The organism is Corynebacterium sp. UMB8791 (genome assembly GCF_054166365.1).
This window is the reverse complement of sequence record NZ_JBSZCG010000125.1, coordinates 128,069-154,459: the sequence shown is the minus strand read 5'-3', so window position 1 is coordinate 154,459 and position 26,391 is coordinate 128,069. Positions and strand designations below refer to the sequence as shown.

Sequence of the window (26,391 nt, the reverse complement as noted above, 5' to 3'; positions counted from 1 at the left end):
GAGTCCTACTCCGAACAGAACTATGGAAGACGATGCTTGCATCATTCGGCCAAGCAAGGCCCCGCCAGGCAGAGAGAACCAAGGATTATCGACGACCGGCAAGGCCCCGCCCCCGAGGCCTCCCAAGCCAATGAGAAGTGTGCCGACCAAACCCAGCCATCGAAGTACGGCGAACCGGTTCTGCTCAGCGTAGTTGGTTGAACGAAAGTCTTGTCCTCGCCAAACCTCTTTAGAGACTCGGTGGAGCCCAGCCGACCGTGATCCAGGCTTGCCGATGCGAGGAAACGCATCAAGCAAAGACTTTATCGGTGAATCCTGGAACAACACAGGCAAGATTGTAGCCGAACGACCGGGTTAAACGTGCACATTGAATTAGGACACAGTAGTGTTGTGTAAAGGCCGGTCGGTGTACAGCCAATCGGTTGGAAAGTCAGAGATCAAAGCAGATCGAAGCGAGGTGAGCCAGTGTTGAACCAAGCGCGGTCAGTTGACGGTGGCACTCGCAAGCGAGTGATGGCGCTCTTGCTGAAAAGCGGACCGGTGACTGCATCAACGCTTGGTGAGCAAACTGGAATTTCAGCTGCCGGTATCCGTCGGCACCTGGATAAGCTCACTGAGGCTGGACTCATTGAGACGTGTGAGCCACTGCCGGTTGCTGGAGAAGAGCCACCGCGAGGCCGTCCCGCGAAGCACTACTGCTTGACGGAAGAAGGCCGAGAAAGCTTCGGTAGCAACTATGAGAATATGGCGCTTGATGCAATCGAAGCTCTTGAAGAACTTGGCGGCCATGAAGCAGTCAAAGAGTTCGCCAAAACTAGGATTGAACGCATCCTTGAAGAAGTGGAGCCGATTTCGGAGCGATCAAGCAGTGGCGACCTTGAATCAGTCGTGCTCGAAGTCGTGTCCGTTTTAGAGCGTCACGGCTATGTTGCCTCGGTGACTCAGGCAGGAACTGGAATTCAAATTTGTCAGCATCACTGCCCGGTGTCACAAGTAGCGTCTGCGCATCCCGAAATTTGCGAAGCAGAGCAAGAAATGATCGCTAAGATCGTAGGCCGACATATCCAACCACTTGCCTCCATTACAGAGGGCAATGGTGTCTGCACAACAAACATTCCACTCGCTGCTGTTCACGGGCCGAAAAATAACGTATCTGAAAGGAGCGGAAAATAATGACGAAAGCTAATCCCGCACCCGGTTTAGAGAAACCAATGAACGACGAAGAGATTATCGAGTCAATCGGTAGCTACAACTACGGGTGGCACGACCCAGACGCTGCCGGGCAGGCAGCAAAGCGTGGTCTTAACGCTGGGGTAGTCAAGGACATTTCTGGCATTAAGGAAGAGCCAGAATGGATGCTGGAACAGCGCCTCAAGGCTTTGGACATTTTTGAAAAGAAGCCACTGCCGACTTGGGGCGCAGACCTGAGTGGCATCGACTTTGACAACATTAAGTACTATGTCCGCTCTACGGAGCAACCAGCTACGAGCTGGGATGACCTTCCTGAAGACATTAAGAATACGTACGACAAGCTTGGCATTCCTGAGGCAGAAAAGCAGCGCCTAGTCGCTGGTGTTGCTGCGCAGTACGAATCTGAGGTTGTCTACCACCAGATTCGTGAGGATCTCGAAAAGAAGGGTGTCATCTTCGTAGACACTGACACCGCGCTTCGCGAGCACGAGGACATCTTTAAGGAGTACTTCGGCTCGGTCATCCCCGCTGGCGATAACAAGTTCTCAGCTCTGAATACGGCAGTATGGTCAGGCGGTTCGTTTATCTATGTTCCGCCGGGCGTCCACGTCGATATCCCGCTCCAGGCATACTTCCGTATTAATACCGAGAACATGGGCCAGTTCGAGCGCACGCTCATCATCGTTGATGAGGACGCCTACGTCCACTACGTAGAAGGATGCACCGCCCCGATTTACAAGTCCGACTCGCTTCACTCCGCGGTCGTTGAAATCATCGTGAAGAAAGGTGGCCGCTGCCGGTACACCACGATCCAGAACTGGTCGAACAACGTTTACAACCTCGTCACCAAGCGCGCTAAGGCCGAAGAGGGCGCAGTGATGGAGTGGGTCGACGGCAATATCGGTTCAAAGGTGACGATGAAGTACCCAGCAGTCTGGATGACTGGCGAGTATGCCCGTGGCGAAGTGCTTTCCGTCGCATTTGCTGGTGAAGGACAGTTCCAGGACACGGGTGCCAAGATGACACACATGGCTCCGCACACCTCGAGTTCAATCGTTTCAAAGTCAGTTGCGCGCAGTGGCGGACGCGCGGCCTACCGCGGCCTGGTACAGATCAACGCAAACGCACATGATTCCGCCTCGAACGTTGAGTGCGATGCGTTGCTTGTCGACGACATTTCTCGTTCTGACACTTACCCGTACAACGACATTAGGAACGATCGGGTTACGCTCGGACACGAGGCGAAAGTCTCCAAGGTCTCTGAAGAGCAGCTGTTCTACCTGATGTCCCGCGGTATTGCCGAAGAAGAAGCTATGGCGATGATTGTCCGTGGCTTCGTCGAGCCTATTGCCAAGGAGCTCCCGATGGAGTACGCCCTGGAGCTCAACCGTCTGATTGAATTGCAAATGGAAGGATCAGTGGGCTAATCACCATGACTTCAACGATTAATCCCGTATCGAATGCAACTCCTCACAACAACAAGGGAGATCTGTTTTCGTCGTTCAATGTTGAGGATTTTCCCGTTCCACGTGGACGTGACGAAGTCTGGCGGTTCATTCCACTTCGCCGCATCCGAGGTCTGCACAACGGGGAGTTCCCGCAACAGGCTGACGCCCAGATCACGATTGATGCGCCAGATGAGGTCGTCGTCACGGAGCTTGACGCAGCTGACGATCAGCTCAAAGTAGCCGGCGCGCCCGTAGACCGCGTTGCTGCACAAGCATGGTCGAGCGCGAAAACCGGCACCTTGATTACCGTGCCTGGTAACAGCAAGCTGTCCAAGCCCATCACCGTCACCATCACTGGTGCCGGCGCCGGCGTGACGTCCTTTGCAACGATCCTTTTTGAAGTTGGGACGCATGCAGAGGCTGACATCGTTGTCAAGTACACCGGCACAGGTGTGCATGCAGACAACGTCAATTGGCATATCGGCGCAGGCGCGCACGTACGCGCAGTCGTAGATACGGACTGGGATCTGGACGCAGTGCACATTGGTCAACAGTCCATCTTGATGGAGCGCGATTCGGTACTGCGCCACAACGTCGCAGCGTTCGGTGGCGAGATCGTGCGCATCACCCCACGCGTAAAGTTCCAAGCTCCGGGTGCAGACGTCGAGCTCAACGGCGTTTACTTTGCGGACGCGGGTCAGTACATCGAAAACCGTATGCTGGTCGACCACAGCGTTCCGAACTGCCGGTCGAACGTGCTGTACAAGGGTGCGTTGCAAGGCGACAAGGCGTCGGATCTGCCAGAAGCACGAACCTGCTGGGTCGGTGATGTGCTGATTCGCGCAGGCGCGCACGGCACAGATACATATGAAACGAACCGGAACCTGGTCTTGACGGATGGTGCTCGCGCTGACGCAATTCCAAACCTCGAGATCGAGACTGGTGAAATCGCTGGAGCCGGCCATGCCGCAACCGTTGGTCGCTTCGATGACGAGCAAGTGTTTTATCTCCGGTCCAGGGGCATCCCTGAGGACGAAGCCACGCGCTTGATCATTCGCGGATTCTTTAACGAGGTCCTCAATCAGGTCCCGCTCGAAGACCTCCGTGAAGAACTCGTTGCACGTGTGGCCGGAGAGCTCGAGCAAACGAACCAGTAAAACGAAAAGGAATCAGTAAAACAATGTCTACCCTGGAAATCAAGAACCTCCACGCAAACGTCCTGCCGACCGAGGAAGGTCAAGAGCCAACGCCGATTCTCAAGGGCGTAAACCTCACTATTAAGGGCGGAGAGACTCACGCCATCATGGGGCCGAATGGTTCCGGTAAGTCCACGCTGGCCTACACGCTCGCTGGTCATCCACGCTACGAAGTTACTGAAGGCGAAGTACTCCTCGATGGTGAGAACATCCTCGAGATGGATATCGACGAACGCGCTCGCGCCGGACTCTTCCTGGCAATGCAGTACCCAGTTGAGGTGCCGGGCGTCTCTTCTTCGAACTTTATGCGCTCTGCTGTGACTGCTGTTCGTGGGGAAGCGCCGAAGCTTCGCGATTGGGTTCGTGAACTCAATGATGCTCGCGACTTGTTGAAGATGGACTCTTCCTTCACTGAGCGTTCGGTCAACGAAGGCTTTTCTGGCGGTGAGAAGAAGCGACATGAGGTCATGCAGTTGTCGTTGCTCAAGCCGAAGTTTGCTGTGATGGACGAAACGGACTCCGGCCTTGACGTCGATGCGCTGCGAATCGTATCCGAGGGGATCAACCGCTACCAGGAAGAAACCAACGGCGGTGTCCTAATGATCACCCACTACAAGCGGATCCTGGAGTATGTGAAGCCTGACTTCATTCACATCTTCTCGGATGGCAAGGTCATCCAGACTGGCGACGCCTCGTTGGCTGATGTTCTCGAGGCAGAGGGATACGAAAAGTTCATCTAATGGGATACTTACATTCCGATGGAACACTGAACACAGACGCGATTCGCGCAGAGTTCCCGATCCTGAGTCGGACCGTGCGCGATGGGAAGCCCCTCGTCTATTTGGACTCCGGGGCTACGTCCCAGCGTCCGCAGTCTGTGTGGAACGCTGAGCAAGAATTCGTCCTGAACACATTTGCACCAGTCCATCGTGGCTCCTACCAACTGGCTGAGGAGGCGACAGACGCTTATGAAACTGCCCGTGAGCGTATCGCTAACTTTGTTGGTGCTGACGGGGAGGAGATTGCATTCACGAAGAACGCTACTGAGGCTCTGAACCTCGTCGCATATGTTCTTGGTGATGATCGTGCCGGTAAGCACCAGATCAAACGCGGAGACACGATTGTTGTCACTGAACTGGAGCACCACGCGAACCTCGTGCCTTGGCAAGAACTGGCCCGCCGCACTGGAGCAACGCTCAAGTGGTACTCGATGACTGCTGATGGACGCATCGACCTTGACAGCTTGGAACTCGACGATACTGTAAAAGTTGTTGCGTTCACGCACCAATCAAACGTAACTGGTGCAGTAGCGGACGTCGATGAAATCGTGAGGCGTGCTCGCGCAGTAGGAGCACTCACGGTCCTTGATGCGTGCCAATCTGTTCCGCATATGCCTGTTAACTTTCACGAGCTTGACGTCGACTTTGCAGCGTTCTCAGGGCATAAGATGTGTGGACCTTCTGGTGTGGGCGCCGTATACGCGAGAAAGTCGATCTTCAGGGAACTTCCACCATTTTTGACAGGTGGATCCATGATCGAGATCGTCAAGATGGACTCTTCGACGTATGCGCCGACGCCCCAACGGTTCGAAGCTGGCACGCAGATGACAAGCCAGGTCGTTGGCCTTGGTGCTGCCGTCGAGTTCTTGGAATCCATCGGAATGGAAAATGTCCAACGCCACGAGCATATGTTGACGGAGTATGCCCTGGAACGAATGCAAGAGATTCCAGGATTAGTTATCGCTGGTCCTGCGGTGGCTGAACAGCGCGGCGGTGCGATCGCTTTTACCGTCGATGGCGTGCATCCGCATGATTTAGGACAGGTGCTTGATGCTCACGGTGTTGCTATCCGCACCGGCCACCACTGCGCGTGGCCCGCTCACAGAGAACTCGAGGTGCAGGCAACCTCTCGAGCAAGTTTCTACCTGTACAACACCAAAGAGGAAGTAGACGCCTTGGTTGAAGCCATTCGCGAAGCGCGCCGCTTCTTCGGAGTCGAGGAGGATTCCTAGACGATGAACCTAGAGTCTATGTACCAAGAAGTAATCTTGGACCATTACAAGAACCCACGGCATAAGGGGCTGCGCGAACCGTACGAAGCGGAGGTGCACCACGTCAACCCATCTTGCGGTGATGAGCTGACGCTGCGTGTGCACCTGTCTGCCGACGGAAAGACGGTTGAAGACGTCTCTTACGATGCTCAAGGTTGCTCGATCTCCCAAGCCTCAACCAGTGTGATGACAGAAGAACTGGTGGGGCTACCTGTTGCGGATGCGATGGAAAAGTTGCACTCGTTTGAGGAAATGATCACCTCTCGCGGGACCAAAGAAGGGGATCCGGAAGCCATCGGCGATGGCATTGCGTTCGCAGGTGTTTCTAAGTTCCCAGCTCGCGTCAAGTGTGCGTTGTTGGGCTGGAAAGCATTTGAAGCCGCCACGTCCGAGGCGTTAGACAAATAGAAAGGCGAAAGTATGGTGGATAACGATCACACTTCGAACCTTGGCGATGGCGACGAGCGGCCAGCACAGACCGAGGAACAGCTCAAAATCTGTGGTGAAGTAGAGGAGTACCTACACGACGTCATTGACCCCGAGTTGGGTATCAATGTTGTTGACCTTGGACTTGTCTATGACGTGTGGGTAGAAACTAACGATAATGTCCACCGAGCAGTCGTCAACATGACGTTGACTTCGCCGGCTTGCCCGCTTACCGATGTCATCGAAGAACAAGCTGATCACGCTATCACGACGAATACTGTGTGTGATGAAGTCGTCATCAATTGGGTGTGGATGCCACCATGGGGACCGCAGATGATTACGGAAGAAGGGCGCGAGCAGTTGCGTGCACTAGGTTTCGCTGTTTAGACCACGTTTTCGTCTACTCACGCGGCCTTGTAGAGTAACCCTTTGTGATTGTTACTAATGATCTCGAAGTCCGTGTAGGAGCCCGGACGCTTCTCGAAGCGCCTGGGCAGCATCTCCGTGTTCAACCTGGTGACAGAATCGGTCTCGTCGGCCGAAATGGTGCCGGGAAGACCACTACGATGCGAATCCTCGCAGGAGAAACAGAACCCTACGCGGGCACGGTTACTCGTACTGGCGAGATCGGATACCTGCCACAAGACTCCAAAGAAGGCAATATCGAGCAGAGTGCCCGAGATCGCGTTCTTTCGGCGCGAGGCCTTGATCAGATCCAACGCTCGATGGATCGGCAGCGTTCCATCATGGAAGAGTCAGATGGTGCGACCCGTGATAAAGCAATCGAGAAGTTTTCCCGGCTCGAAGAGCAGTACCACGCGCTAGGCGGTTACGAGGCGAACGCAGAGGCTGCGCAGATATGTGACAACCTCGGGCTTCCAGCACGAGTGCTCGACCAACAGCTCAGTACCCTCAGCGGTGGTCAACGCCGTCGCGTGGAGTTGGCACAGATCCTTTTCGCCTCTCGGGCGGGTTCTGGAAAGTCCCAAACCACACTGCTTCTCGACGAGCCCACTAACCACCTCGACGCGGACTCTATTACATGGCTGCGTTCGTTCTTGAGCAAGCACGATGGTGGCTTGATCATGATTTCGCACGATGTTGAGTTGCTTGAGGCAGTATGCAATAAGATTTGGTTCCTTGATGCAGTGCGCGCTGAGGCTGATGTCTACAACATGGGCTTCAAGAAGTACCAGGATGCCAGGGCACTCGATGAAGCACGACGCCGCCGTGAACGCGCTAATGCGGAAAAGAAAGCTTCCGCACTGCAAAAACAAGCGGCCAAACTCGGAGCGAAGGCGACGAAGGCTGCAGCTGCTAAACAGATGCTTGCTCGCGCTGAGCGCATGATGGGTGAGCTTGATGACATTCGTGTAGCGGATAAAGTAGCGTCTATTTCCTTTCCGAAGCCAGCACCATGCGGCAAGACACCCTTGTTTGGCAAGGGCCTTACCAAAATGTATGGCTCCCTCGAAGTGTTCGCTGGCGTCGATCTAGCTGTTGATAAAGGATCCCGAGTTGTAGTGCTTGGCACCAATGGTGCAGGCAAGACGACGCTGCTCAAGTTACTTGCTGGCGTTGAACGCACGGATGGGGAAGGCGGAATCGTGTCAGGGCATGGCCTCAAGATCGGGTACTTCGCCCAGGAGCACGACACGATCGACGGTAACAAAACAGTGTGGGAGAACACGATCGAAGCCTGCCCCGATGCAGGGCAGCAGGATCTACGCGGTCTACTCGGGGCGTTCATGTTCTCGGGAGACAAGCTAGACCAGCCAGCTGGAACACTGTCTGGTGGTGAGAAAACGAGGTTAGCGCTGGCAACGCTCGTTTCCTCGCGCGCAAATGTCCTTCTTCTTGACGAGCCGACAAACAACTTGGATCCGCAGTCCCGACAGCAAGTATTGGATGCGCTGAAAACCTATACCGGCGCTGTCGTTCTCGTCACGCACGACCCTGGAGCTGTCGAAGCACTCGAGCCAGAGCGAGTGATCATCATGCCTGAAGGCGATGAAGACCTGTGGAGCGACGAGTATATGGAGATCGTCGAATTGGCGTAGTCGACTCAGTGTAACGTGGAGGTCGTGAATACGACACGATTCGAAACACTGTTACTTGACGTACGTAATAGCTGGAGCGGCATGTCCGCGCAGGAGCGCAGGCTCATTGCATCGCTCGCCTCCATCGATTTACTGGGCAAAATTACGGCGCTAGTTCATTTGGCCAGGACTGATAACCGGAAAATCCGCGGCTCGAAGTGGGTATGGGGTCCTGCCGTGGGCGGCGTGAATATGTTTGGATGGATTGCTTACTTCCTCTTCGGGAGGAAGTAAGCCCCACCGCTGGGGTGTTTAATTCCGGAACCCGTGGACCGGCGCAGGGATGAAGCCACCGCGCTGAATAAACTCCGTATTTTGTTTTGTACCTACCTCGATTACAGGGGCGTAGCCGAGGAGGCCACCGAAGTTCACCTCGTCGCCCGGCTTGGTGCCCGGTACGGGGATGAGGCGCGCTGCGGTGGTCTTATGGTTCATGACGCCGATTGCAGCCTCATCAGCGATCATCCCCGCGATCGTTTCCGCCGAGGTGTCGCCGGGGATGGCGATCATGTCAAACCCGACAGAGCAGATCGACGTCATCGCTTCGAGCTTGTCCATACTGATGGATCCAGCGCGGACCGCGTCGATCATGCCCTTATCTTCCGAAACCGGAATAAAGGATCCAGAAAGCCCTCCGACACGGGAGCAGGCCATCATGCCGCCTTTTTTGACGGCGTCGTTAAGAAGCGCGAGCGCAGCCGTCGTGCCGTGCGTGCCAACCTGCTCTAGCCCCATGTGTTCGAGGATATGCGCAACGGAGTCACCAACTTCAGCGGTCGGTGCCAAGGAGAGATCGACGATGCCAAATGGCACTCCGAGACGTTCTGAAGCAAGGTTGCCAACCAGCTGGCCTGCGCGGGTGATCTTGAACGCAGCCTTCTTGATCTCTTCAGCTACCTCGTTCAAGCTGGCTTTTCCGAGCCGCTGGATCGCATTGTCGACGACACCAGGGCCTGATACACCAACTGAAACAACCGCGTCAGGCTCCTCAATGCCATGGAACGCTCCGGCCATAAATGGGTTATCACCCACAGCATTTGCGAACACAACAAGCTTTGCGCACGCAATCGAAGAACGGTCTTTGGTCAGCTCCGCTGCCTCTTTCACGACGCGCCCCATCTTCGCGACAGCATCCATGTTGATACCAGCACGGGAAGTAGCGATGTTCACCGAGCCACACACGTTCTCCGTGACGGTCAATGCCTCCGGAATGGACTCGATGAGACGCATATCAGAGGTGGTTGCCCCCTTTTCAACGAGCGCCGAGTAACCACCTACGAAGTTGACTCCCAGCTCACCCGCCGCTTTGTCAAGCGCTTTTGCAATGTCGACCGGATTGCCGTCCACCCCAGCTGCGACCAAAGCAATGGGAGAAACGGAGACTCGCTTGTTCACAATGGGAATACCGAGTTCGCGTTCAATGTCCTGGCAAACTTCTACCAGACGGGCTGCCTTCGTCGTCACTCTGTCGTAGACCGACTGGCACGTTGCATCCATAGTGGGACGTGTACAACCGATGAGTGAGATTCCCATTGTTACAGTACGAATGTCCAGCCGGTAGTCCTCAATCATCTTGATGACGTCAAGAATGTGTTGGGACTTGAAATCAAAATCAACAGCCACAGCAACCCCTCCCTAGATTTCGTTCATGGCGGTGAAAAGGTCCTCGGACTGGATCCGAACAATGACCCCCAAAGATTCACCAGCTGCTGAAAGGTGAGTTTGCAGTGATTCCATGTTTACATCGCCTTCGGGAAGTTCCACACGCATGATCATGGTGAAGAAGTCATCCATGAGAGTTTGGGAAACATCTACGATATTGAGGTTTACCTCAGCCGCGGCGATCGCAACTCCTGCGATGATGCCTACACGGTCTTTACCTGTGGTTGTGATGATTGCATGCATAAGTAGGAATTCTAGCTACCAGAAACAAGTTGTTTCTACTCAACCCACGCAGTATTGCGTAAATGATTGTAAAATTCTGTTTGCCCACGAAACATCGTGAAGAGGCAGCCCCTTTACGATCTTGTCGTAGTCTTCCGGAGAGAAGTACCCATAGTTAGCGAAGAAGTCCATACGAGTCTGCATTGCTTTGGCATCCATCTCCGCATGAAATTGCGTCGCCCAAACATGATCACCGTACCGAATCATCTGAACCGGACTACTATTCCCAACTGCCAATATCTCAAGTGAGGGCGGGAGGGTGGACTCGTCAGGATTCTCGGTATGTCCGGTCAGCGCTGTGAAGTTCCCTGGGAACCCCTGAAGCAGTACGTCACGTTTACCGGCGTCTGAAAGCGAAACCTGTGTCGGGCCAGAGTCCTCTGGATGCGTGTGAACGATGTTTCCTCCGAGGTAGTGCACCAGCCAGCTCGTTCCGAAACAAACGAAGAACACGGGTTTTCCAGATTCCACAACCTCAGTGAGCACAGCATCTACATGCTGCGCCCACGCTGAGGTATGTGCATCTGAAACGTTTAAAGAACAACCTCCAACGATCACGCCTTCAACTGAATCCAGTGACTTCAGCTGGGCGTGCTCGTCAGAGATATGACAGAGCTCTATAGCTGTCCGATCCATCTTCGTCGCTTTGAGTACGTCGTTGTACTCGGCGTGAGCAACGTCAGCACCGATCTCACCATTTCGCAGCGACACCATAAGCAACTTAGACATGACGAACAGTCTATATCGCCCGGTAGCTAGCTAGAAACTGAAGATCGAACAGACTGCTCGACAACGTCTAGCATTGCTTCCAGCTGCTCTGGTGGCTCACCTGCGGCCAATTTGATTATGAACCCTTCCAGAACTGTCTCTAGATAGGTCTGCATTACTTCAATTGGCACATCTTGCCGCATCGCCGTATTCGATTCCAGCCTTTTCCGCACGGCCTCATCAAGTACTTCCTGGTGCTTCCTCCACCGAGCCTCAAATGCAGGATCCGTGCGGAGCTTTCGAACAATCTCAGAACGCGTCACGAACCAGTCATTTTCTTCCGGATGTTGCAAGAGGTCGTGCATAACTTCTACGAGCCCCTGTCGGCTAACTACCTCAGCTTGGCGTTCAGCGTCCTCGCTGGCGATGGCGAGAAACAACGTTTCCTTGTCTACGAAGTGATGAAAAATAGCACCACGCGTTTTGCCAGTGGCCTTTTCCAAACGAGCTACGGTAGCTCCTTCAAACCCATACTTGGCGAAGCATGCTCTCGACGCATCCAAGATTTCTTTGCGACGCCGCGCGAGCTCTGCATCACTAATGATCGGCATAGTCAGGCGCCCAACCTTTCGAGCTACTTAATAATTGCATTGGAGAAAAAGAAAGACTTAAGGGGTCACCACATACCGCGGAGACCCCTCAAGCGTGTTACGTAACTACGGTGTTAGTTCTTGACCATCTGGCGAAGAACGTACTGCAAAATACCGCCGTGACGGTAGTATTCAGCCTCACCTGGTGTATCTACGCGGACTACAGCGTCGAATTCTACGGTCTCGCCGGAATCCTTCGTTGCGGATACACGGACGGTCTCAGGGATCGTTCCGTTCTCATTGAACGCTGTGATGCCGCTAATGGAGATCGTCTCTGTGCCGTCGAGCCCGAGCGATGCGTGAGACTTTCCTTCTGGGAACTGCAGTGGAAGCACGCCCATGCCGATGAGGTTCGAACGGTGAATACGCTCGAAGGACTCAGCGATGACAGCGCGGACGCCGAGCAGCTTCGTGCCCTTTGCAGCCCAGTCGCGGGAAGAACCAGTGCCGTATTCCTTGCCTGCCAGAACGACAAGCGGAATACCAGCGGCCTGGTAGTTCTGTGCGGCATCGTAGATGAATGCCTGCGGTGCACCTTCCTGGGTGAAGTCGCGAGTGTAGCCACCAGCGTCTTCAACAAGCTCGTTGCGGAGACGGATGTTGGCAAAGGTACCGCGAACCATGACCTCGTGGTTACCACGACGTGAGCCGAAGGAGTTGTAGTCCTGGCGCTTGACGCCGTTTGCATCGAGGTAGTTTGCTGCCGGCGTACCTGGCTTGATGGACGAAGCAGGGGAGATGTGGTCCGTCGTTACAGAGTCACCCAACTTAGCAAGGACGCGAGCACCATCGATGTCCGAAACATCGTTTGGCTCAGCCGGCATTCCGTCAAAGTACGGGGCCTTGCGGATGTACGTGGAATCGTCGTTCCACTCGAATGTCTTGCCAGTTGGGATATCCAGATCCTGCCACTGCTTGTCGCCCTTGAAGACGTCGGCGTAGTCAGCCTCGTACATCTCACGGGAAATTGTGCCAGCAATGGTGGATTCAATCTCCTCAGTTGATGGCCATACATCCTTCAGGAAGACGTCGTTGCCATCCTGGTCCTGGCCAAGTGGCTGAGTCTCGAAATCGAAGTCCATCGTGCCAGCGATGGAGTAGGCGATGACGAGCAGAGGCGAAGCCAAGTAGTTCATCTTGACGTCAGGAGAAATGCGGCCCTCGAAGTTACGGTTACCAGACAGGACTGCGGTCGCGGTCAGGTCGTATTCGTTGATAGCGTCGGAGACCTCTGTTGGCAGAGGACCAGAGTTACCGATGCAGGATGCACAGCCGAAGCCGGTGAGGTAGAAGCCCACAGCCTCGAGGTCCTTCCAGAGATCGGCGCGTTCGTAGTAGCCGTCGACAACCTGGGAACCCGGTGCCATGATTGTCTTAACCCATGGCTTCGCCTTCAGACCCTTTTCCGCAGCCTTGCGTGCGAGCAGAGCAGCGCCAACCATGACCGATGGGTTGGAAGTGTTGGTGCAGGAAGTAATAGCTGCAATCGCAACCATGCCGTGATCCAGGGTGTACTCGCCACCCTGCGGCGACTCAACGATAACGGGCTTCGAAGCACGACCCTCTGCGCCGACTGCTGCAGATTCTCCATTTGCAGGCCAGGACTGATTGAAGTCAACTGTCTCAACCTTCGCCGCACGAACTGGCTCAAAGGTCTCGTTGCTAGCATCGTTGTAGTCCGGCAGCTGCTTACGGAAGGTGTCCTTGGATTCGGACAGGAGGATGCGGTCCTGCGGACGCTTCGGGCCAGCGATTGACGGAACGACCGTTGAGAGATCAAGCTCCAAGTATTCGGAGTACTTCGCCTCTGGAGCGTCCTGCTCAAGCCACATGCCCTGAGCCTTCGCGTATGCCTCCACACGGTCGATGTCCTCCTGGGAACGACCGGTAAGGTGCAGGTAGTTGATGGTCTCTTCATCGATTGGGAAGATCGCACAGGTGGAGCCGAACTCAGGCGACATGTTGCCGATCGTCGCACGGTTTGCAAGCGGGATCTGCTTTACACCATTGCCGTAGAACTCGACGAACTTCTGAACCACGCCGTGCTCGCGCAGCATCTCGGTAATCGTCAACACAACATCGGTAGCGGTGACGCCGGCAGGAATCTCACCGGTGAGCTTGAATCCGACAACGCGTGGGATCAACATCGAAACTGGCTGGCCAAGCATTGCAGCCTCAGCCTCAATACCGCCAACGCCCCAGCCCAGGATGCCAAGGCCATTTTCCATGGTGGTGTGGGAGTCGGTACCAATACAGGTGTCTGGGTATGCAACGCCATCGTTATCGAATACAACACGGGAGAGGTACTCAATGTTGACCTGGTGAACGATACCGGTCCCCGGTGGCACAACGCGGAAGTTCGAGAAGTTCTCAGCGCCCCAACGCAGGAACTGGTAGCGCTCCTCGTTGCGTTGGTACTCGATTGCGACGTTCTTGTCGAGAGCGTTGGTGGAACCGAACGCCTCAATGATCACAGAGTGGTCGATGACCATCTCGGCTGGGTTCAGCGGGTTGACCTGATCAGGATCACCGCCGAGTGTGGAAACTGCCTCACGCATGGTGGCCAGGTCCACGACACAAGGAACACCGGTAAAGTCCTGCATAAGGACGCGGGCAGGGGTGAACTGAATTTCTACAGATGGCTCGGCATCTGGATCCCAGTTCGCAATAGCCTCGATGTGTTTCTTGGTCACGTTCTTGCCATCCTCAGTGCGGAGGAGGTTTTCACCAAGAACCTTGAGGGAGTATGGAAGTTTCTCCATGCCTTCAACCGCATCAAGTGCGAAGTAGTCATAAGACTTCTCGCCGACCTGAAGCGACTTCTTGGCGTTAAAGGAGTTCTTGCTTTCGGTCACAGTAAGCTCCGTTTCTCGTCGTAAACCAGATAAATTGGAACAAGGTCCAAACGGTCAACCTCAAAGATATGCGATTAACCGCCTATGCGTAGCAATGATAACAGTACGGATGTAATGTTTGTTGTCCAACAGGGAAGATTTGAGAAAAAATGGAGCTAAACCCCCCATTTGGGGCACAACCCAACAATCTCCGCAGTTAAGGCGAACTGTACGGGGGAGTACAAGGTGACTATCGCCATACAGGATAGAATGAGGGGCCCATCGACCACAGAGGAATGTAGCCGCGACATGCAATACCAAAATCCAGACCCACGATTCGATAGCCTTGTAGATCAGCTCAATATTGACGGTATCGCATTCGAGACTGCCAATGAAGGCACCGGCAGCCTGGAACAGTCACTATCTTCCACCTTGTCGAGCACGCATGATCATTCTGGCCTTAATGTGGGGCTCGTTTTTCTCGACTCGACGCCTCCCCGCATTCCTGAGTTAAGAGATCTGGCGCAAGACCTCAATCTTGCCACCGGAATCGAAACTATCTATATCCGAACGCCCGATGTCGCCATTGCTGCATCAGAAAAGTTTCCACGGTCCTCAATCGAGGCTGGCCAGCTCGCCTCTGTACGGGCCTCAAGCTACGAAGATGGGGTGGCGCAGTTTCTGCAAGAGGCATCCTCTAGGCCGCTTGATTGGATTTCGGTATTGATTGCGGTTGCAGTAGTCCTCATCGTCACGTGTGGAGCTACCGCTATCCAGAATTGGCGTCAGGCGTAGAGCCTTGACGTTTCGATTAGCGACTTTTAAGTGACGATAATCACACTGCTACTTTTGTGCCTGCATAATCCAAGGTTAGAGCTCTCGTCGTCAAGTGAAAATCCTTAACTTTTGTTACTGAAGATAAAGTTTGTGTAACAAATCAGTTAAGTGTCGTATGGTTTGTTTGTTGCCTCATGAGCTGAGGTGTGTTGCAAACGTGCCAGAGCTTTCCTCTAGTCAAGGAAGTTGCACTGACTTTTGACACGTGTGGTCCAGTCAAACCACGTCTATGTTTGCGTCGTACACAACCGTGAGGCTGTTTTCAGTAGTCGATTTAACAGAGCCGTACTCGTCTCAGCACGCGGAGTCTTCACAGGTCGGGTTTGCCTGACAGCGAGCTAGTCACTCGCTTGCTTGCCCGGCGTGAGACTTTGCATGAGTTGATGTTGGGTGCGGCGTGAGGAGCACCTTCGTGGTTACCCCGTCGAAGAGCACGCGAACGCGTGCTCGCCAGGTTTGGTCCAGCACCCTTGCTTGTTCAACCAGTTTCGCGTTGGCTTTTTCATTGAGCTCTCCTGTGGGCCCTGCTGTTGCTGCTCCCGCAGCGCAGTCAACTGCGTCTGCTCTAGTAGCCAAGCTTTCAGCATCGCAAGCTGAGATCGCCGAACTAGACCTGAAAATTGGTCAACTACGGGAAGCGGCAAATCGTGCTTTTGTAGACCTCCATGATGCTCAGTCTCGTTCTGAGCAGGCACGCCGCGGTGCTGAGGAGGCGAAGCGTCGTCTGGAGGAATCGCAGGCGGCAGTTGAGAAAGCTCGTGCTGAGCTATCCGCAGTGACTCGGTCGCAGTATCGCAACTCCGCTGGTGGAAGCCCGATTCAGGCACTCGGTGGAGAGCAATCGCAAAAGGATGTACTTGACCGTTCACTCTTTCTCCGTCAACGAAGCGAGGAAAAACAGCAAAAGCTCGCCGAAGTTGAGCAAGCACGCCTCGAGGCTGCGAACGATGAATCTCTGCAGCGTCAGGCCAGTGAAGTTGCGCAGCAGGCTGCGGACGAAGCTGCGGCCGCAGAATCCGCTACGCGTGATGAGCTTGCCTCTCTGTCTTCACAACTAGACGATGTCATTGAGCAGCGCGAGGCTGCATCTGCGGAGTTGAACAGCATCGAGAGCGACGTCGCGCAGGAACGTGGCATCTCAAATAGCCCTGCGCCGCAGTCAGCTGAGGTTCAGGAGACTCCAGCTGAAACGTATGAGGTTTCGCCTGAGCTTCTTGACGCCGTCGAAGAACGAATGAACGAAATTGCCCCCGGAGCTGAGGTTCCAAATGAACAAGCACTAGTACAAGCCGTGAATACGGCGCAGCGTACAGGTGGATATGTGGAGGTCTCCAACCAGGCAGATACGCCGCGGCTCGAGTACTCCGAGGGGAGCGATGTCACTGACTTGCTGACCCAAGCGGCAACCATCGTCGCTTCTGAAGCCCTCGTTGGTTCCTCTCAGCCTGATCACAGCGAAACAGCGAACCCCTATGGAGGCTCGAGCACAAGTGACGTCATTGCTGCTTTCGCACAGGGGCTAAATAGTGTTCTGGCTGCTGATTCCTCCGCTGGTCAGCCTGACTCTGCTACTTCCGATCTGTCGCAGGTCGTTCCTGCAGTTGGCACTTTCGAGTCGATTACGAATGAAGTTCGGTCTGCCTTAGCACCGTCGGCAAATTCCTCGTCTGTAGAGACAGTAATCGCACGTGCCGAAGCGATGATCGGTACGCCGTATGTTTGGGGCGGTGGTGACGCGAATGGTCCAACCGTGGGTGTGAATGGCGGGAGCATGTCTGGATTCGATTGCTCTGGGCTTGTACTCTACGCCTTTGCTGGCGTAGGAATTTCGCTGCCGCACTACACGGGCTACCAGTACCAGCGAGGAACTCCAGTTGCGCCGAGTGAAGCACAACGTGGCGATCTCTTGTTCTGGGGCCCTGGCGGCAGTCAGCACGTGGCAATTTACCTCGGCGACGGCATGATGATCGAGGCTCCCCAAGCTGGCCAGAATGTTCAGATTGCTCCAGTTCGTTGGTCTGGTATGTCAGCGAATGCAGTCCGTCTGCTTTAGTTCATTAGAATCATTCCCCATGGCATTCAAAAATTTCGATGCGTTGCTCGTGCTCTCTTTCGGTGGACCAGAAGGGGAGGACGAAGTAATTCCATTCCTCGAAAATGTCACACGCGGCAGGGGCATCCCGAAAGAGCGGTTGAAAGTAGTTGGTGAGCACTATTTCCACTTCGGTGGAGTGAGCCCAATTAATGGCCAAAATCTAGAAATCATCGAGCAGCTTCGTGCCGAGCTGAGTAGGCGGGGGCAGAATCTTCCGGTCTATTTCGGAAATCGGAATTGGCATCCTTTCGCAGAAGATACCGCACGCGAAATCTCAGAAGCTGGGCATCGGAACATCCTCGTTTTCGCTACGAGCGCTTGGGGCGGTTACTCCGCTTGCCGTCAGTATGATGAGGATATTGCTCGGTTGCACCAGGCACACCCTGAGCTGCATTTCACAAAACTGTGGCAGTTCTACGGGCACCCAACGTTTGTCCGGCTCATGGGTGATTCGTTGAAGCAAGCAATGGAGTCACTTGATGACAAGGCTTTGCGAACGACCCGGATCCTCTTCTCGGCGCACTCAATTCCCACAGCTGCAGATGCCGCCGCTGGCGGCCACGAGGACGCACATCTTTACTCGCGACAGGTCCTTGAGGCTTCGCGCCTCGTCGCAGAGCATGCAGGAGTAGAGACTTACGAAAACGTTTGGCAATCGCGTTCCGGCAACCCGCAGACTCCGTGGCTAGAGCCCGATATCATCGACCGCGTCAAGGAGCTCCACCAACAGGGAGTCACTCACATCGTTTGCGTGCCGATCGGGTTCTTGACTGACCATATGGAGGTTGTGTGGGATCTCGATACCGAATTGAAGGCTGAGTGCGACAAGCTCGGCGTTGAATTCACCAGGGTCCCGACTATCGGTCTCGAGCCGCGGTTCGCATCGATGATCGTTGACATTGCAGAATGCATTAGCCGCGGCGCGACGCCTCCTACGCTGTCCACGATTTCGGTGCAGGGCTGCACCGAAAATGGTGTTCCTTGCCACACTGATTGCTGCGCTCCGATTCGTCCGCGCGTTACCGAGTAGCCCGAAAATCGCGAACGGCTTCCGCAACGCCTGCTGTTCGCGCTCTTCGGATGCTCCTTCCCAATACGAGCAAGTGTTGATCAAAAGAGTGATCTCCCAGCCGGTCTGTCACCGTCTCGACGATCGCCGAGACTCTATCCGCGCGCGCAAAAATCTGAGCTGCCCTTGGCGTGGTGGCAATTGGCAATCCTGGGGTGTCATAGAAATCGGTGATATGGCCGACCGTCAGTCGGGGTGAGGACAGCGTTTCGTTGGGCTGGGCGACGGCCTCAATCATCATCGCAGCTTGATCTGTTGCGCTTCTCAGCATTTGGTCGGCCTCACCAGGAGATAGCCAGTCTGGTTCGGGTGGGCGTCGATAATCCTCGAACCAACGCCAGTGCACGCCGTCTGTTTCGAAGCTCGGAATGAGAATGTGATAGAGCCCTTCTGCACCGATGATGATCAAGGCTCCTGCATCCGTCATTGCTTCCGCCGCTGCTGTATGAGCCCACAGAGCAGGAGTGTCGCCCGCTCCACCTAGGACTAGCCGCACGACCGGCTCGCGGGACTCAAGATGAGCCACCCTGCGAATTTCGGTGAGCAATTCCACGCCCCCACCGGTGCCATAATGGTGGCCTCCACCGAGCTCGTCAAGTGCTGCGAGCGTTTCGTCTGTCGACGTCACGTGATACAACCACGCTGCGATCCACACCGCAGTGTTTTGCAGTGGCGAGTAAACATGCGCGCGAAGATTCATTCGTCTGATGGTAACCGATAGACTAGTGCCACTATGACACCGGATAATCGTTACAGCGGAGATATTTTCCAAGGGCATTCGCGCAACAAGAAGCCCAAGTATCCCAGCATCCCCGCAGAGCCGGGCATCATCGTTGAGATTGTGGGCGACGAATTCGTGGGAGCCGTAGTTGGTTTTGAGCGTACGTACGACGGTGATTTCGTTCGTCTCGAGGACAGGCACGGGCAACAACGCCTTTTTAAGATGCTTCCCGGAGCCTTCGAAGTAGAGGGACAGCGAGTCTCCTTACACCGCTATGTCGCTCCGCAGCAGGAATCGAGCACCCACTCAAACTCCGGTTCACGGAAAGTAGCTAACGCGAAAGCGAAAGTTGCGCAGCCAAGCCGAATTTGGGTGGAAGGTATTCACGACGCCGCTATCGTACAGAAGGTATGGGGGCACGACCTCAAAGTCGAAGGTGTCGTCGTTGAGTATCTTGAGGGGCTTGACAACTTGAGCGACAGACTGGAGGAGTTCCACCCGGGACCGGGGCGACGCATCGGTGTGCTTGCTGACCACCTCATCGAAGGCACAAAAGAGTCCCGCCTCGTCGAGGGGGTAGGTCCACACGTACTTGTCACAGGCCACCCATACATCGACATTTGGGAAGCCGTCAAGCCGGAACGAGTTGGGTTGAAGAACTGGCCAAAGGTGCCTTACGGAGAGGATTGGAAGACAGGGGTATGCCAACGCGCCGGGTGGGGCAGCCCGAAGGATGGCTGGCGGCGTGTCTACGATGCTGTCGAGACATACCGAGATCTTGATTCCACCCTTATCGGCGCAGTTGAGCGACTCGTGGATTTTGTCACCAATCCGCAGCTTAAGAAATCCGACTGCTGACCGAATCGTTTTTGTATAGTGAAGCCGTGGGTAGTCTTATTTGGCTAGGCATTGCCGTAGCATTCGCAGTTGCTGAACTCGCCGTAGGGGAGTTCACGTTCCTCATGATTGCAGCAGGGGCGCTTACTACGTCTGCTATTGCGCTTGCCGGGGTGCCTTTGGGGGTTGAAATCGGGGCGTTTGTAGTTGCTTCGGCCGGTTTCTGGTTCCTCCTCCGGCCTTACTTGCACAGGCGCTTGCGCCGCCCATCTGCGGTGGGGGAGCTTGGCCAATCACTCATTGGCGCGAGTGCACAAGTGGTTGAGGAGATCACGCCGAGCAGCGGTCAGATTCAACTGGACGGATCGCTTTGGTCCGCGAGAGCAATTGATCCAAGCCACACCATTAAGTCTGGTTCCACAGTCATCGTTTCAGATATTGACGGCCCAATCGCCGTCGTATGGAAGGAGTCGCCATAATGGCCTTGGTAATACTGGGGCTGCTGCTCATCTTGGTAATCGCGGTGCTGCTCGCATCTGTGAAGCTAATCCCGCAAGGTGAGTCAGCAGTTATTGAGCGTCTGGGGTCCTATACACGGACCGTTTCCGGTGGGCTAACACTACTGGTGCCGTTTATTGATCGTGTTAGAGCGCGCGTTGATACGCGCGAGAGGGTCGTTTCGTTTCCTCCGCAAGCAGTAATTACGCAGGACAACCTCACCGTCGCAATTGATATTGTGGTGACGTTTCAGATTAACGATCCGGCAAAGGCTATTTACGGCGTCGATAATTACTTGGTAGGTGTTGAGCAAATATCCGTCGCGACGTTGCGTGATGTCGTCGGCGGGATGACGCTTGAGGAAACGCTGACCTCGAGAGAAACTATTAACAGGCGTCTGAGGGGTGAGCTTGACGCTGCTACCGCCAAGTGGGGATTGCGTATTAGCCGCGTTGAGCTGAAAGCGATTGATCCGCCACCATCGATTCAGCAATCGATGGAAATGCAGATGAAAGCCGACCGCGAAAAGCGCGCCATGATTCTTACCGCTGAAGGTAAGCGCGAGTCGGACATCAAGACTGCCGAAGGTGAAAAGCAGGCACGAATCCTCTCTGCTGAAGGCGAGAAGCACGCTGCTATTCTCGCGGCTGAAGCTGAGCGTCAGGCGATGATTCTACGCGCGGAAGGCGAGCGTGCGGCGAAATATCTTGAGTCGCAAGGTGAAGCGCGAGCCATTCAGAAAGTCAACGCGGCGATCAAGTCCTCAGAGGTGACGCCGGAGATGCTTGCGTACCAGTACCTGGAGAAGCTGCCTAAGATCGCGGCCAATGAAGCATCAACGATGTGGATGATTCCGAACAGCTTTGGCGATTCTTTGGAGCAGTTCGCCAAGGCGTTCGCTGGCAAGGACAGCGACGGAGTGTTCCGCTACGAACCCCAGCGTGCAGATTCACAAACGCGCGCTATGGCCGGCGAAGACGACAGCACGGACCAGTGGTTTGATACCTCCACTGATCCTGAACTTGCTCGGGCACTTGCAGAGGCGCGTGCCGTCGCGAACAAACACGTCGACGACCCGGATCCGACAAGCGCATTCGACGAAGTCTCTACCCCAACCGAAACGCCGCAAGTTGCCCAAAAGGGCGAGCACCGGGCAATTGAATCTAATGACTCGCGCGACGCATAAGGTGTAGCGCGAGTTTCCAGCCAGCCTGCTCGGCCTGCCACCCGGCGGCCTGCAGGCGCTGGCTCATTGCCTGTTTAGAAATACCTAGCTGCGCTGCGGCTTCATTTTGGTTGAGCCCAGAGCGCACGAGCGATGTGGCTTCGCGGCCTTCAAACGTTCGCTTATGCAGAATGTGCGCCAGCAGGGCAAACGTCGCTGAGATATCTTCTGCCTCGGTGTCAGGCGCATGAGCATCCGTGATAACTTTCACTTGCGCTGCACGTGTGCCGACAGCCTCAGTGGCGGCAAACTCTGCACGTCGCCTGCGCGTGATTCCCAGGCCGACAGCCCAATTACCATCTGACAGCAGCGCCATAATGAGGTTAAGTGCCGTCTCCGGCCCATCCACTGTTGTGCGGATATCCTCAACGCCAATGACTTCGAACGGCGAAACACCCGGAAGCGTCGAGAGCGCGTGAGCCGAGGACTCGACGAACGCGGCGCGACCTTTTTCGCGACCACGGTAACGTGCATGCACAGCAATCATGCGTACATACTAGCGTGCTTCAAGAAAGTACACGCTCGAGCCTTTACTCTTCTATTCGACGCGGCTTCGCCGGGTGGCGCGCGTCGATAATCAGTCCTGTCACGCCAAGAACCGATAGTGCAAACACTGCGCCGAGAAGTACTGGGTTTGCATCTCCGCTCAACGTGTCTCCGAACAATGCAACGAGAATCGTGTTAGGAGCCGAGCCGATGAGCGTTGCCCCCATGAACGGCAAAAGCCGGACTCTACTTAGCGCTGAAGCGTAGTTCATGACCGAGAAAGGGATACCGGGGATGAGTCGCAGGCTCATTACAGCCAGCCAACCGCGCTGTTCCAACCGTTCATTAATCATGTGCAGCTTGGGGTGAGAAATTTTGCTCTCAACCCAGTCACGTAAAAGAAACCGCACAACAGTTAGCGAAAGACCTGCTGAGGCCGTCGTTGCGGTGATAGCGAGCAGAATCCCAAACCAACCACCGAACAGAACACCGGAGGAAATGGTGAGCAACGTACGGGGGATCGGGAACTGTGTGATGAGTACGTAGAGCAACCAGAAAACGACTGGGAACCAGGCTCCCGTACTATCAGCCCACTCGCGAAACGTCGACAGCGAAGGTATTTCAAAGAAGCGCCACACCCACAGTGCAATTGCGAGAAGTACCAAAATGACCATCACGCGTAGTGGTGACTGTTGGCGCATCCGTTTGCCCTTCGTCTTTAAGTGCGGCCTAAACAAAAAACCGGCTTCCTGGAGGAAGCCGGTCATTGTGCCCGGAGGGGGACTTGAACCCCCACGTCCGTTAATAGGACACTAGCACCTCAAGCTAGCGCGTCTGCCATTCCGCCACCCGGGCTGGGTGTTTTGCTTTCAACCTCTCGGCTGGGCACTTGCACTACTATAGAGTGACGTTGATTCAAGATGCAAATCGCCAGTACAAGTGCCCAAACGTAGGCCACCAAGCTAGTCGGAGTTCAAGGCGATCCAGGGGAGTTCGGAGCCAACAGCATCTGTAATATTGGAAAGTCCATGGGCTTTAAGTTGCTTCTGTAAGTCCTTGTGAATTCGGTAGATCCACCCCGGACCACCGTAAATAAACGGCGTATACCCCTGGAGAAGGCTTGCGCCGGATGTAATACGCTCCCATGCCTGCTCTGGTGTCGAAATGCCACCGGAACTGACCAGTACGAGTTGGTCGCCGACTCGCGCATGGAGACGCCGCAAAACCTCCAGCGCGCGGCTGTTGAGCGGCGCGCCGGAAATACCACCCGCCCCCATGGCTTCCACTTCGGCAGCATTGGTTCGAAGGCCTTCGCGGGAGATGGTCGTATTGGTCGCCACGATGCCGGCAAGGTTCAATTCGACGGCCAGGTCTGCAACTGCGTCGATATCCTCGTCGCTGAGATCAGGAGCAATTTTTACCAGCACAGGCGTCGTAGTTGCCGTAGTAACCACGTCAAGGATTGGCCTCAACGATTCAACTGACTGAAGGTTGCGAAGCCCAGGGGTGTTTGGGGAAGAAACATTGACCACAAGGTAGTCCGCCAGAGGGCCGAGCACAGTCGCGGTAGCTCGGTAGTCGCCAACCGCGTCCTCGGAGAGCTTATTTTTCCCGATGTTGATTCCAACGATCTCAGGAGTCTTCCGGGCTCGGAGACGCTCTGCAATGCTCAGCGCGCCATCGTTGTTGAAGCCCATTCGGTTGAGGATCGCTTTGTCCTTCGGCAAGCGATAGAGCCGTGGACGTTCGTTTCCGGGCTGCGCCTTCGGGGTCACAGTTCCTAATTCCGCATAACCGAAACCGATCGCCGACCACGTGTCCGGAGCTTCCGCGTTCTTATCGAATCCTGCAGCGAGACCCACCGGGGCGGGGAAACGCACGCCGAACAACGTCTGCTCGAGAAGCGGGCCGTCGACACGTACGACACGAGTCATAGCTCGGGTGAGGGGAGTTAGGCGTTGTAGGGTTTTCAGCCCGCCCATGATGATGTCGTGGATGCACTCAGGCGGAATTGTAAACATTCCCCGAAGTGCGAGCCCATATACCGTGTCGTACAAATTGCGTTGATTCATTTCTATTTGGCCTCAATGCTTTCAGTGGAAACTATTTGCAGGCCACTACCTGATGCAGATCCGATAATGAGTGTTCCGTCAGAGAGCGCTGCAATACTTTGTGCATCTGGAACTGTACTGACCTGAGCACGTTCAACGGGGACGCCGTGGGAAATGTCATAGGCAGTCACCAGGTTCCTTTCGGTTGAAGTCACCCACGCGAGCTTATTAGCGCTATCCCACGCGACGTCCCACGCTCCGGAGGGCACCGGCACACTCTGCTGGAGACGAATGACTTCATTGGTGGTGTACACGAGTAGCTGGTTACCCGTCGCGTCCGCAGCGAGCACCATACCGTGCTCTCCAGCAGCAACCTTGCCGACGCCAAGCCCAGCACGCAACGTTGCCCCCTGACGTCCTGTGCCCCAATCAAGGTCCTGAATGGTGGTGTCAAATGTGTTCACGCGCACAACGGAATCGGCACCACCATCTACCGGAACAGCCTGCAGCTGGTCAGTTTCGCGCGCGACAGAAAACTCCTTTTTGAGCTCACCGTTGCTATACAACCACACTGATTTCGCACTGTCGCTTCCGGCTAAAACACTGCCGTCCGAGGCGACAGTTGCCACAGTCACCGGGTGGTCGGTAGCAACTTTTTGAAGCCCCTCTTTGTTAATGATGGCAATGAAGTCCTCGCACCCTACCGCAAACTGACCAGCGTTTGCCGAGACCTCACCGCAAGCATCCTCCAACTTGAACTCTTCTACTCGGTTTTCTTCGAATTGTGCGCTGGTCCCAACGTAAAGGGCATCCGGGGTGCGCACACCAATCAAGTCGTTCGTTTGATCCACATCGACGATGGTGCCAAATTGAAGCAACTGGCCGTCAGGATGTGCCGAAGGGGGTGACGCAACTGGTTGAGCGCTACCCATACTTATGGCGTCATTTGGGTCAACGACATCAGGAGTACACGCCGCAACAGCCAAAGCTACGGCCATAATGGGCAGCATTAAGGCGACTTTTCGTTTTGTTCTCACGGAGGTCAACCTTATCAATGCTGTACGCATGTGGGGATTTTTCTCCGCACGGGTAAGGTTTTCCAACATGATTGCCGCCTCTCAGTTAGCAGAGTCAATGACATGGGCTCAAGTGATTGTCCTCTCGGTCGTCCAAGGCTTAACCGAGTTCCTTCCAGTCTCATCGTCAGGCCACCTCCGCATTGTGTCCGAGCTTTTGTGGGGCGAGGACGCTGGCGCGAGTTTTACCGCTGTCATTCAGCTCGGCACCGAACTCGCTGTGCTGGTCTTCTTTGCGAAGGATATTTGGAGGTTCCTCTCTGGATGGTGTGTCGGACTGTTTGATAAGACGAAGCGCGGGTTCGATTACCGGATGGGGTGGATGGTCATCGCTGGCACTATTCCAGTCGGGGTGCTTGGCTTTGCTCTGAAAGACTTGATCCGTGAGAACTTCCGTAACCTTTGGATTACTGCAACGGTTCTCATTTTGTTTTCGTTCGTGTTCATCTTGGCGGAAAAGCGCGGGACGAAAAAGCGTAGCTTCGAGCAGCTGACAGTAAAAGATGCCATCGTGATGGGCCTGTGGCAGTGTTTAGCTCTCATTCCGGGTGTTTCGCGTTCAGGCGGCACTATTTCGGGCGGTCTCTTTTTGAACCTTGAGCGGGAAGTAGCAACTCGTTTTTCGTTCCTCTTAGCTATCCCGGCTGTGCTCGCATCAGGCATCTTCTCACTACCGGATGCGTTTGACCCGCAAGCAGGGCAAGCAGCAACAGGTCTGCAGTTGCTCGTCGGAAGCGCTATCGCATTTGTTTTGGGTTATATTTCCATTGCTTGGCTGCTGAAGTTTGTTTCGCACCACTCATTCTCCTGGTTTGCTGCGTACCGCATACCTCTTGGCATCATCGTGATGGTGCTGCTGGCTACCGGAGTTATGCAACCGGTGTAGGCAACGCTTGCCTATGAACGCCGGTAACCGCGCATGATGAGCGTGCCGCGGTATGGTGGTCACT

27 protein-coding genes and 1 tRNA gene are annotated in these 26,391 nt (G+C 54.9%); 16 read left to right on the top strand and 12 right to left on the bottom strand.

Annotated elements, in window-relative coordinates:
- On the bottom strand, positions 1 to 327 hold a 327-nt coding region (gene mptB / locus ACXIUA_RS08185; protein ID WP_457976539.1), incomplete at its 3' end, for a polyprenol phosphomannose-dependent alpha 1,6 mannosyltransferase MptB.
- A 138-nt stretch (positions 328 to 465) separates the two neighbouring features.
- Between mptB and ACXIUA_RS08180 the strand changes: the two genes are divergently transcribed.
- The 9 genes from ACXIUA_RS08180 to ACXIUA_RS08140 are packed head-to-tail and all read left to right on the top strand — an operon-like array spanning position 466 to position 8,644.
- Positions 466 to 1,173 (top strand): helix-turn-helix transcriptional regulator, encoded by a 708-nt coding sequence (locus ACXIUA_RS08180; protein ID WP_071572611.1) that lies wholly within the window; start codon positions 466 to 468, stop codon positions 1,171 to 1,173.
- Positions 1,173 to 2,618 (top strand): Fe-S cluster assembly protein SufB, encoded by a 1,446-nt coding sequence (gene sufB, locus ACXIUA_RS08175; protein WP_070362436.1) that lies wholly within the window; start codon positions 1,173 to 1,175, stop codon positions 2,616 to 2,618. The genes ACXIUA_RS08180 and sufB overlap by 1 nt, the downstream gene beginning before the upstream one ends.
- A 5-nt stretch (positions 2,619 to 2,623) precedes the next feature.
- A complete protein-coding gene (sufD, locus tag ACXIUA_RS08170) occupies positions 2,624 to 3,796 on the top strand; it encodes a Fe-S cluster assembly protein SufD (RefSeq protein WP_457976538.1) in 1,173 nt (390 codons plus the stop codon).
- A 23-nt stretch (positions 3,797 to 3,819) separates the two neighbouring features.
- The gene (gene sufC / locus ACXIUA_RS08165) at positions 3,820 to 4,575 is read left to right on the top strand and encodes a Fe-S cluster assembly ATPase SufC (RefSeq protein WP_070362438.1); all 756 of its coding nucleotides are present in this window, start codon (positions 3,820 to 3,822) and stop codon (positions 4,573 to 4,575) included.
- Complete coding sequence (locus tag ACXIUA_RS08160; RefSeq protein WP_252930870.1) at positions 4,575 to 5,846, top strand: cysteine desulfurase; 1,272 nt, start codon at positions 4,575 to 4,577, stop codon at positions 5,844 to 5,846. Before sufC ends, ACXIUA_RS08160 begins: the two co-directional genes overlap by 1 nt.
- Positions 5,847 to 5,849: 3 nt before the next feature.
- On the top strand, positions 5,850 to 6,293 hold the full coding sequence (gene sufU / locus ACXIUA_RS08155; protein ID WP_070362440.1) for a Fe-S cluster assembly sulfur transfer protein SufU: 444 nt from the start codon (positions 5,850 to 5,852) through the stop codon (positions 6,291 to 6,293).
- 12 nt (positions 6,294 to 6,305) lie between these two features.
- Positions 6,306 to 6,698, top strand: coding sequence for a metal-sulfur cluster assembly factor (locus ACXIUA_RS08150; protein ID WP_070362441.1), 393 nt, complete (start codon positions 6,306 to 6,308; stop codon positions 6,696 to 6,698).
- A 44-nt stretch (positions 6,699 to 6,742) separates the two neighbouring features.
- Positions 6,743 to 8,371 carry an ABC-F family ATP-binding cassette domain-containing protein gene (locus ACXIUA_RS08145; protein ID WP_070362442.1) on the top strand — a complete coding sequence of 543 codons (1,629 nt, stop codon included), beginning with the start codon at positions 6,743 to 6,745 and terminating at the stop codon, positions 8,369 to 8,371.
- Between the two features lie 24 nt (positions 8,372 to 8,395).
- Positions 8,396 to 8,644 (top strand): PLD nuclease N-terminal domain-containing protein, encoded by a 249-nt coding sequence (locus ACXIUA_RS08140; protein ID WP_143000871.1) that lies wholly within the window; start codon positions 8,396 to 8,398, stop codon positions 8,642 to 8,644.
- Between the two features lie 18 nt (positions 8,645 to 8,662).
- Here the strand turns inward: ACXIUA_RS08140 and ACXIUA_RS08135 are convergent, their stop codons facing one another.
- From ACXIUA_RS08135 to acnA, 5 genes are all read right to left on the bottom strand, one after another.
- Positions 8,663 to 10,033 (bottom strand): DUF711 family protein, encoded by a 1,371-nt coding sequence (locus ACXIUA_RS08135; RefSeq protein ID WP_457976537.1) that lies wholly within the window; start codon positions 10,031 to 10,033, stop codon positions 8,663 to 8,665.
- Positions 10,034 to 10,045: 12 nt separating this feature from the next.
- A complete protein-coding gene (locus tag ACXIUA_RS08130) occupies positions 10,046 to 10,315 on the bottom strand; it encodes an ACT domain-containing protein (RefSeq protein WP_070362444.1) in 270 nt (89 codons plus the stop codon).
- A 39-nt stretch (positions 10,316 to 10,354) separates the two neighbouring features.
- Positions 10,355 to 11,083 (bottom strand): glutamine amidotransferase-related protein, encoded by a 729-nt coding sequence (locus ACXIUA_RS08125; RefSeq protein ID WP_457976536.1) that lies wholly within the window; start codon positions 11,081 to 11,083, stop codon positions 10,355 to 10,357.
- A gap of 26 nt (positions 11,084 to 11,109) precedes the next feature.
- Entirely contained in the window at positions 11,110 to 11,673 is a 564-nt protein-coding gene (locus ACXIUA_RS08120; RefSeq protein WP_070362446.1) for a TetR/AcrR family transcriptional regulator, read from the bottom strand.
- 113 nt (positions 11,674 to 11,786) lie between these two features.
- Positions 11,787 to 14,567, bottom strand: a complete 2,781-nt coding sequence (acnA, locus tag ACXIUA_RS08115) for an aconitate hydratase AcnA (RefSeq protein ID WP_457976535.1) — start codon at positions 14,565 to 14,567, stop codon at positions 11,787 to 11,789.
- A 288-nt stretch (positions 14,568 to 14,855) separates the two neighbouring features.
- Between acnA and ACXIUA_RS08110 the strand changes: the two genes are divergently transcribed.
- The 3 genes from ACXIUA_RS08110 (at position 14,856) to ACXIUA_RS08100 (ending at position 18,508) form a co-directional block, all read left to right on the top strand.
- Positions 14,856 to 15,341, top strand: coding sequence for an Rv1476 family membrane protein (locus ACXIUA_RS08110; RefSeq protein ID WP_457976534.1), 486 nt, complete (start codon positions 14,856 to 14,858; stop codon positions 15,339 to 15,341).
- 547 nt (positions 15,342 to 15,888) lie between these two features.
- Positions 15,889 to 17,436, top strand: coding sequence for an NlpC/P60 family protein (locus ACXIUA_RS08105; protein WP_070977206.1), 1,548 nt, complete (start codon positions 15,889 to 15,891; stop codon positions 17,434 to 17,436).
- Positions 17,437 to 17,455: 19 nt separating this feature from the next.
- Entirely contained in the window at positions 17,456 to 18,508 is a 1,053-nt protein-coding gene (locus ACXIUA_RS08100; protein WP_457976533.1) for a ferrochelatase, read from the top strand.
- Here ACXIUA_RS08100 and ACXIUA_RS08095 read toward each other — a convergent pair.
- Positions 18,498 to 19,247, bottom strand: coding sequence for a hypothetical protein (locus ACXIUA_RS08095; protein ID WP_311474878.1), 750 nt, complete (start codon positions 19,245 to 19,247; stop codon positions 18,498 to 18,500). The genes ACXIUA_RS08100 and ACXIUA_RS08095 overlap by 11 nt on opposite strands.
- Positions 19,248 to 19,280: 33 nt before the next feature.
- Here ACXIUA_RS08095 and ACXIUA_RS08090 point away from each other — a divergent pair, with 33 nt between their 5' ends.
- From ACXIUA_RS08090 to ACXIUA_RS08080, 3 genes are read left to right on the top strand one after another with little or no spacing between them, the layout of a single operon-like run.
- Positions 19,281 to 20,126 carry a DUF3097 domain-containing protein gene (locus ACXIUA_RS08090; protein ID WP_070477105.1) on the top strand — a complete coding sequence of 282 codons (846 nt, stop codon included), beginning with the start codon at positions 19,281 to 19,283 and terminating at the stop codon, positions 20,124 to 20,126.
- A 26-nt stretch (positions 20,127 to 20,152) separates the two neighbouring features.
- Positions 20,153 to 20,584, top strand: coding sequence for an NfeD family protein (locus ACXIUA_RS08085; RefSeq protein ID WP_070977209.1), 432 nt, complete (start codon positions 20,153 to 20,155; stop codon positions 20,582 to 20,584).
- On the top strand, positions 20,584 to 21,789 hold the full coding sequence (locus ACXIUA_RS08080) for an SPFH domain-containing protein (protein ID WP_176754853.1): 1,206 nt from the start codon (positions 20,584 to 20,586) through the stop codon (positions 21,787 to 21,789). Before ACXIUA_RS08085 ends, ACXIUA_RS08080 begins: the two co-directional genes overlap by 1 nt.
- Here the strand turns inward: ACXIUA_RS08080 and ACXIUA_RS08075 are convergent.
- The 5 genes from ACXIUA_RS08075 to ACXIUA_RS08055 form a co-directional block, all read right to left on the bottom strand.
- On the bottom strand, positions 21,767 to 22,315 hold the full coding sequence (locus ACXIUA_RS08075) for a MarR family transcriptional regulator (protein WP_070362453.1): 549 nt from the start codon (positions 22,313 to 22,315) through the stop codon (positions 21,767 to 21,769). The genes ACXIUA_RS08080 and ACXIUA_RS08075 overlap by 23 nt on opposite strands.
- Positions 22,316 to 22,358: 43 nt before the next feature.
- Positions 22,359 to 23,015 (bottom strand): TVP38/TMEM64 family protein, encoded by a 657-nt coding sequence (locus tag ACXIUA_RS08070; protein ID WP_070363517.1) that lies wholly within the window; start codon positions 23,013 to 23,015, stop codon positions 22,359 to 22,361.
- Between the two features lie 68 nt (positions 23,016 to 23,083).
- Positions 23,084 to 23,169 (bottom strand) — tRNA-Leu (locus tag ACXIUA_RS08065).
- A 107-nt stretch (positions 23,170 to 23,276) separates the two neighbouring features.
- Complete coding sequence (locus tag ACXIUA_RS08060; RefSeq protein WP_457976532.1) at positions 23,277 to 24,386, bottom strand: quinone-dependent dihydroorotate dehydrogenase; 1,110 nt, start codon at positions 24,384 to 24,386, stop codon at positions 23,277 to 23,279.
- Positions 24,387 to 24,388: 2 nt separating this feature from the next.
- The gene (locus ACXIUA_RS08055) at positions 24,389 to 25,471 is read right to left on the bottom strand and encodes a YncE family protein (protein ID WP_457976531.1); all 1,083 of its coding nucleotides are present in this window, start codon (positions 25,469 to 25,471) and stop codon (positions 24,389 to 24,391) included.
- Between ACXIUA_RS08055 and ACXIUA_RS08050 the strand changes: the two genes are divergently transcribed.
- The gene (locus tag ACXIUA_RS08050) at positions 25,470 to 26,327 is read left to right on the top strand and encodes an undecaprenyl-diphosphate phosphatase (protein WP_070363518.1); all 858 of its coding nucleotides are present in this window, start codon (positions 25,470 to 25,472) and stop codon (positions 26,325 to 26,327) included. The two genes, ACXIUA_RS08055 and ACXIUA_RS08050, sit on opposite strands and share 2 nt — an antisense overlap.
- Positions 26,328 to 26,391: the final 64 nt, after the last annotated feature.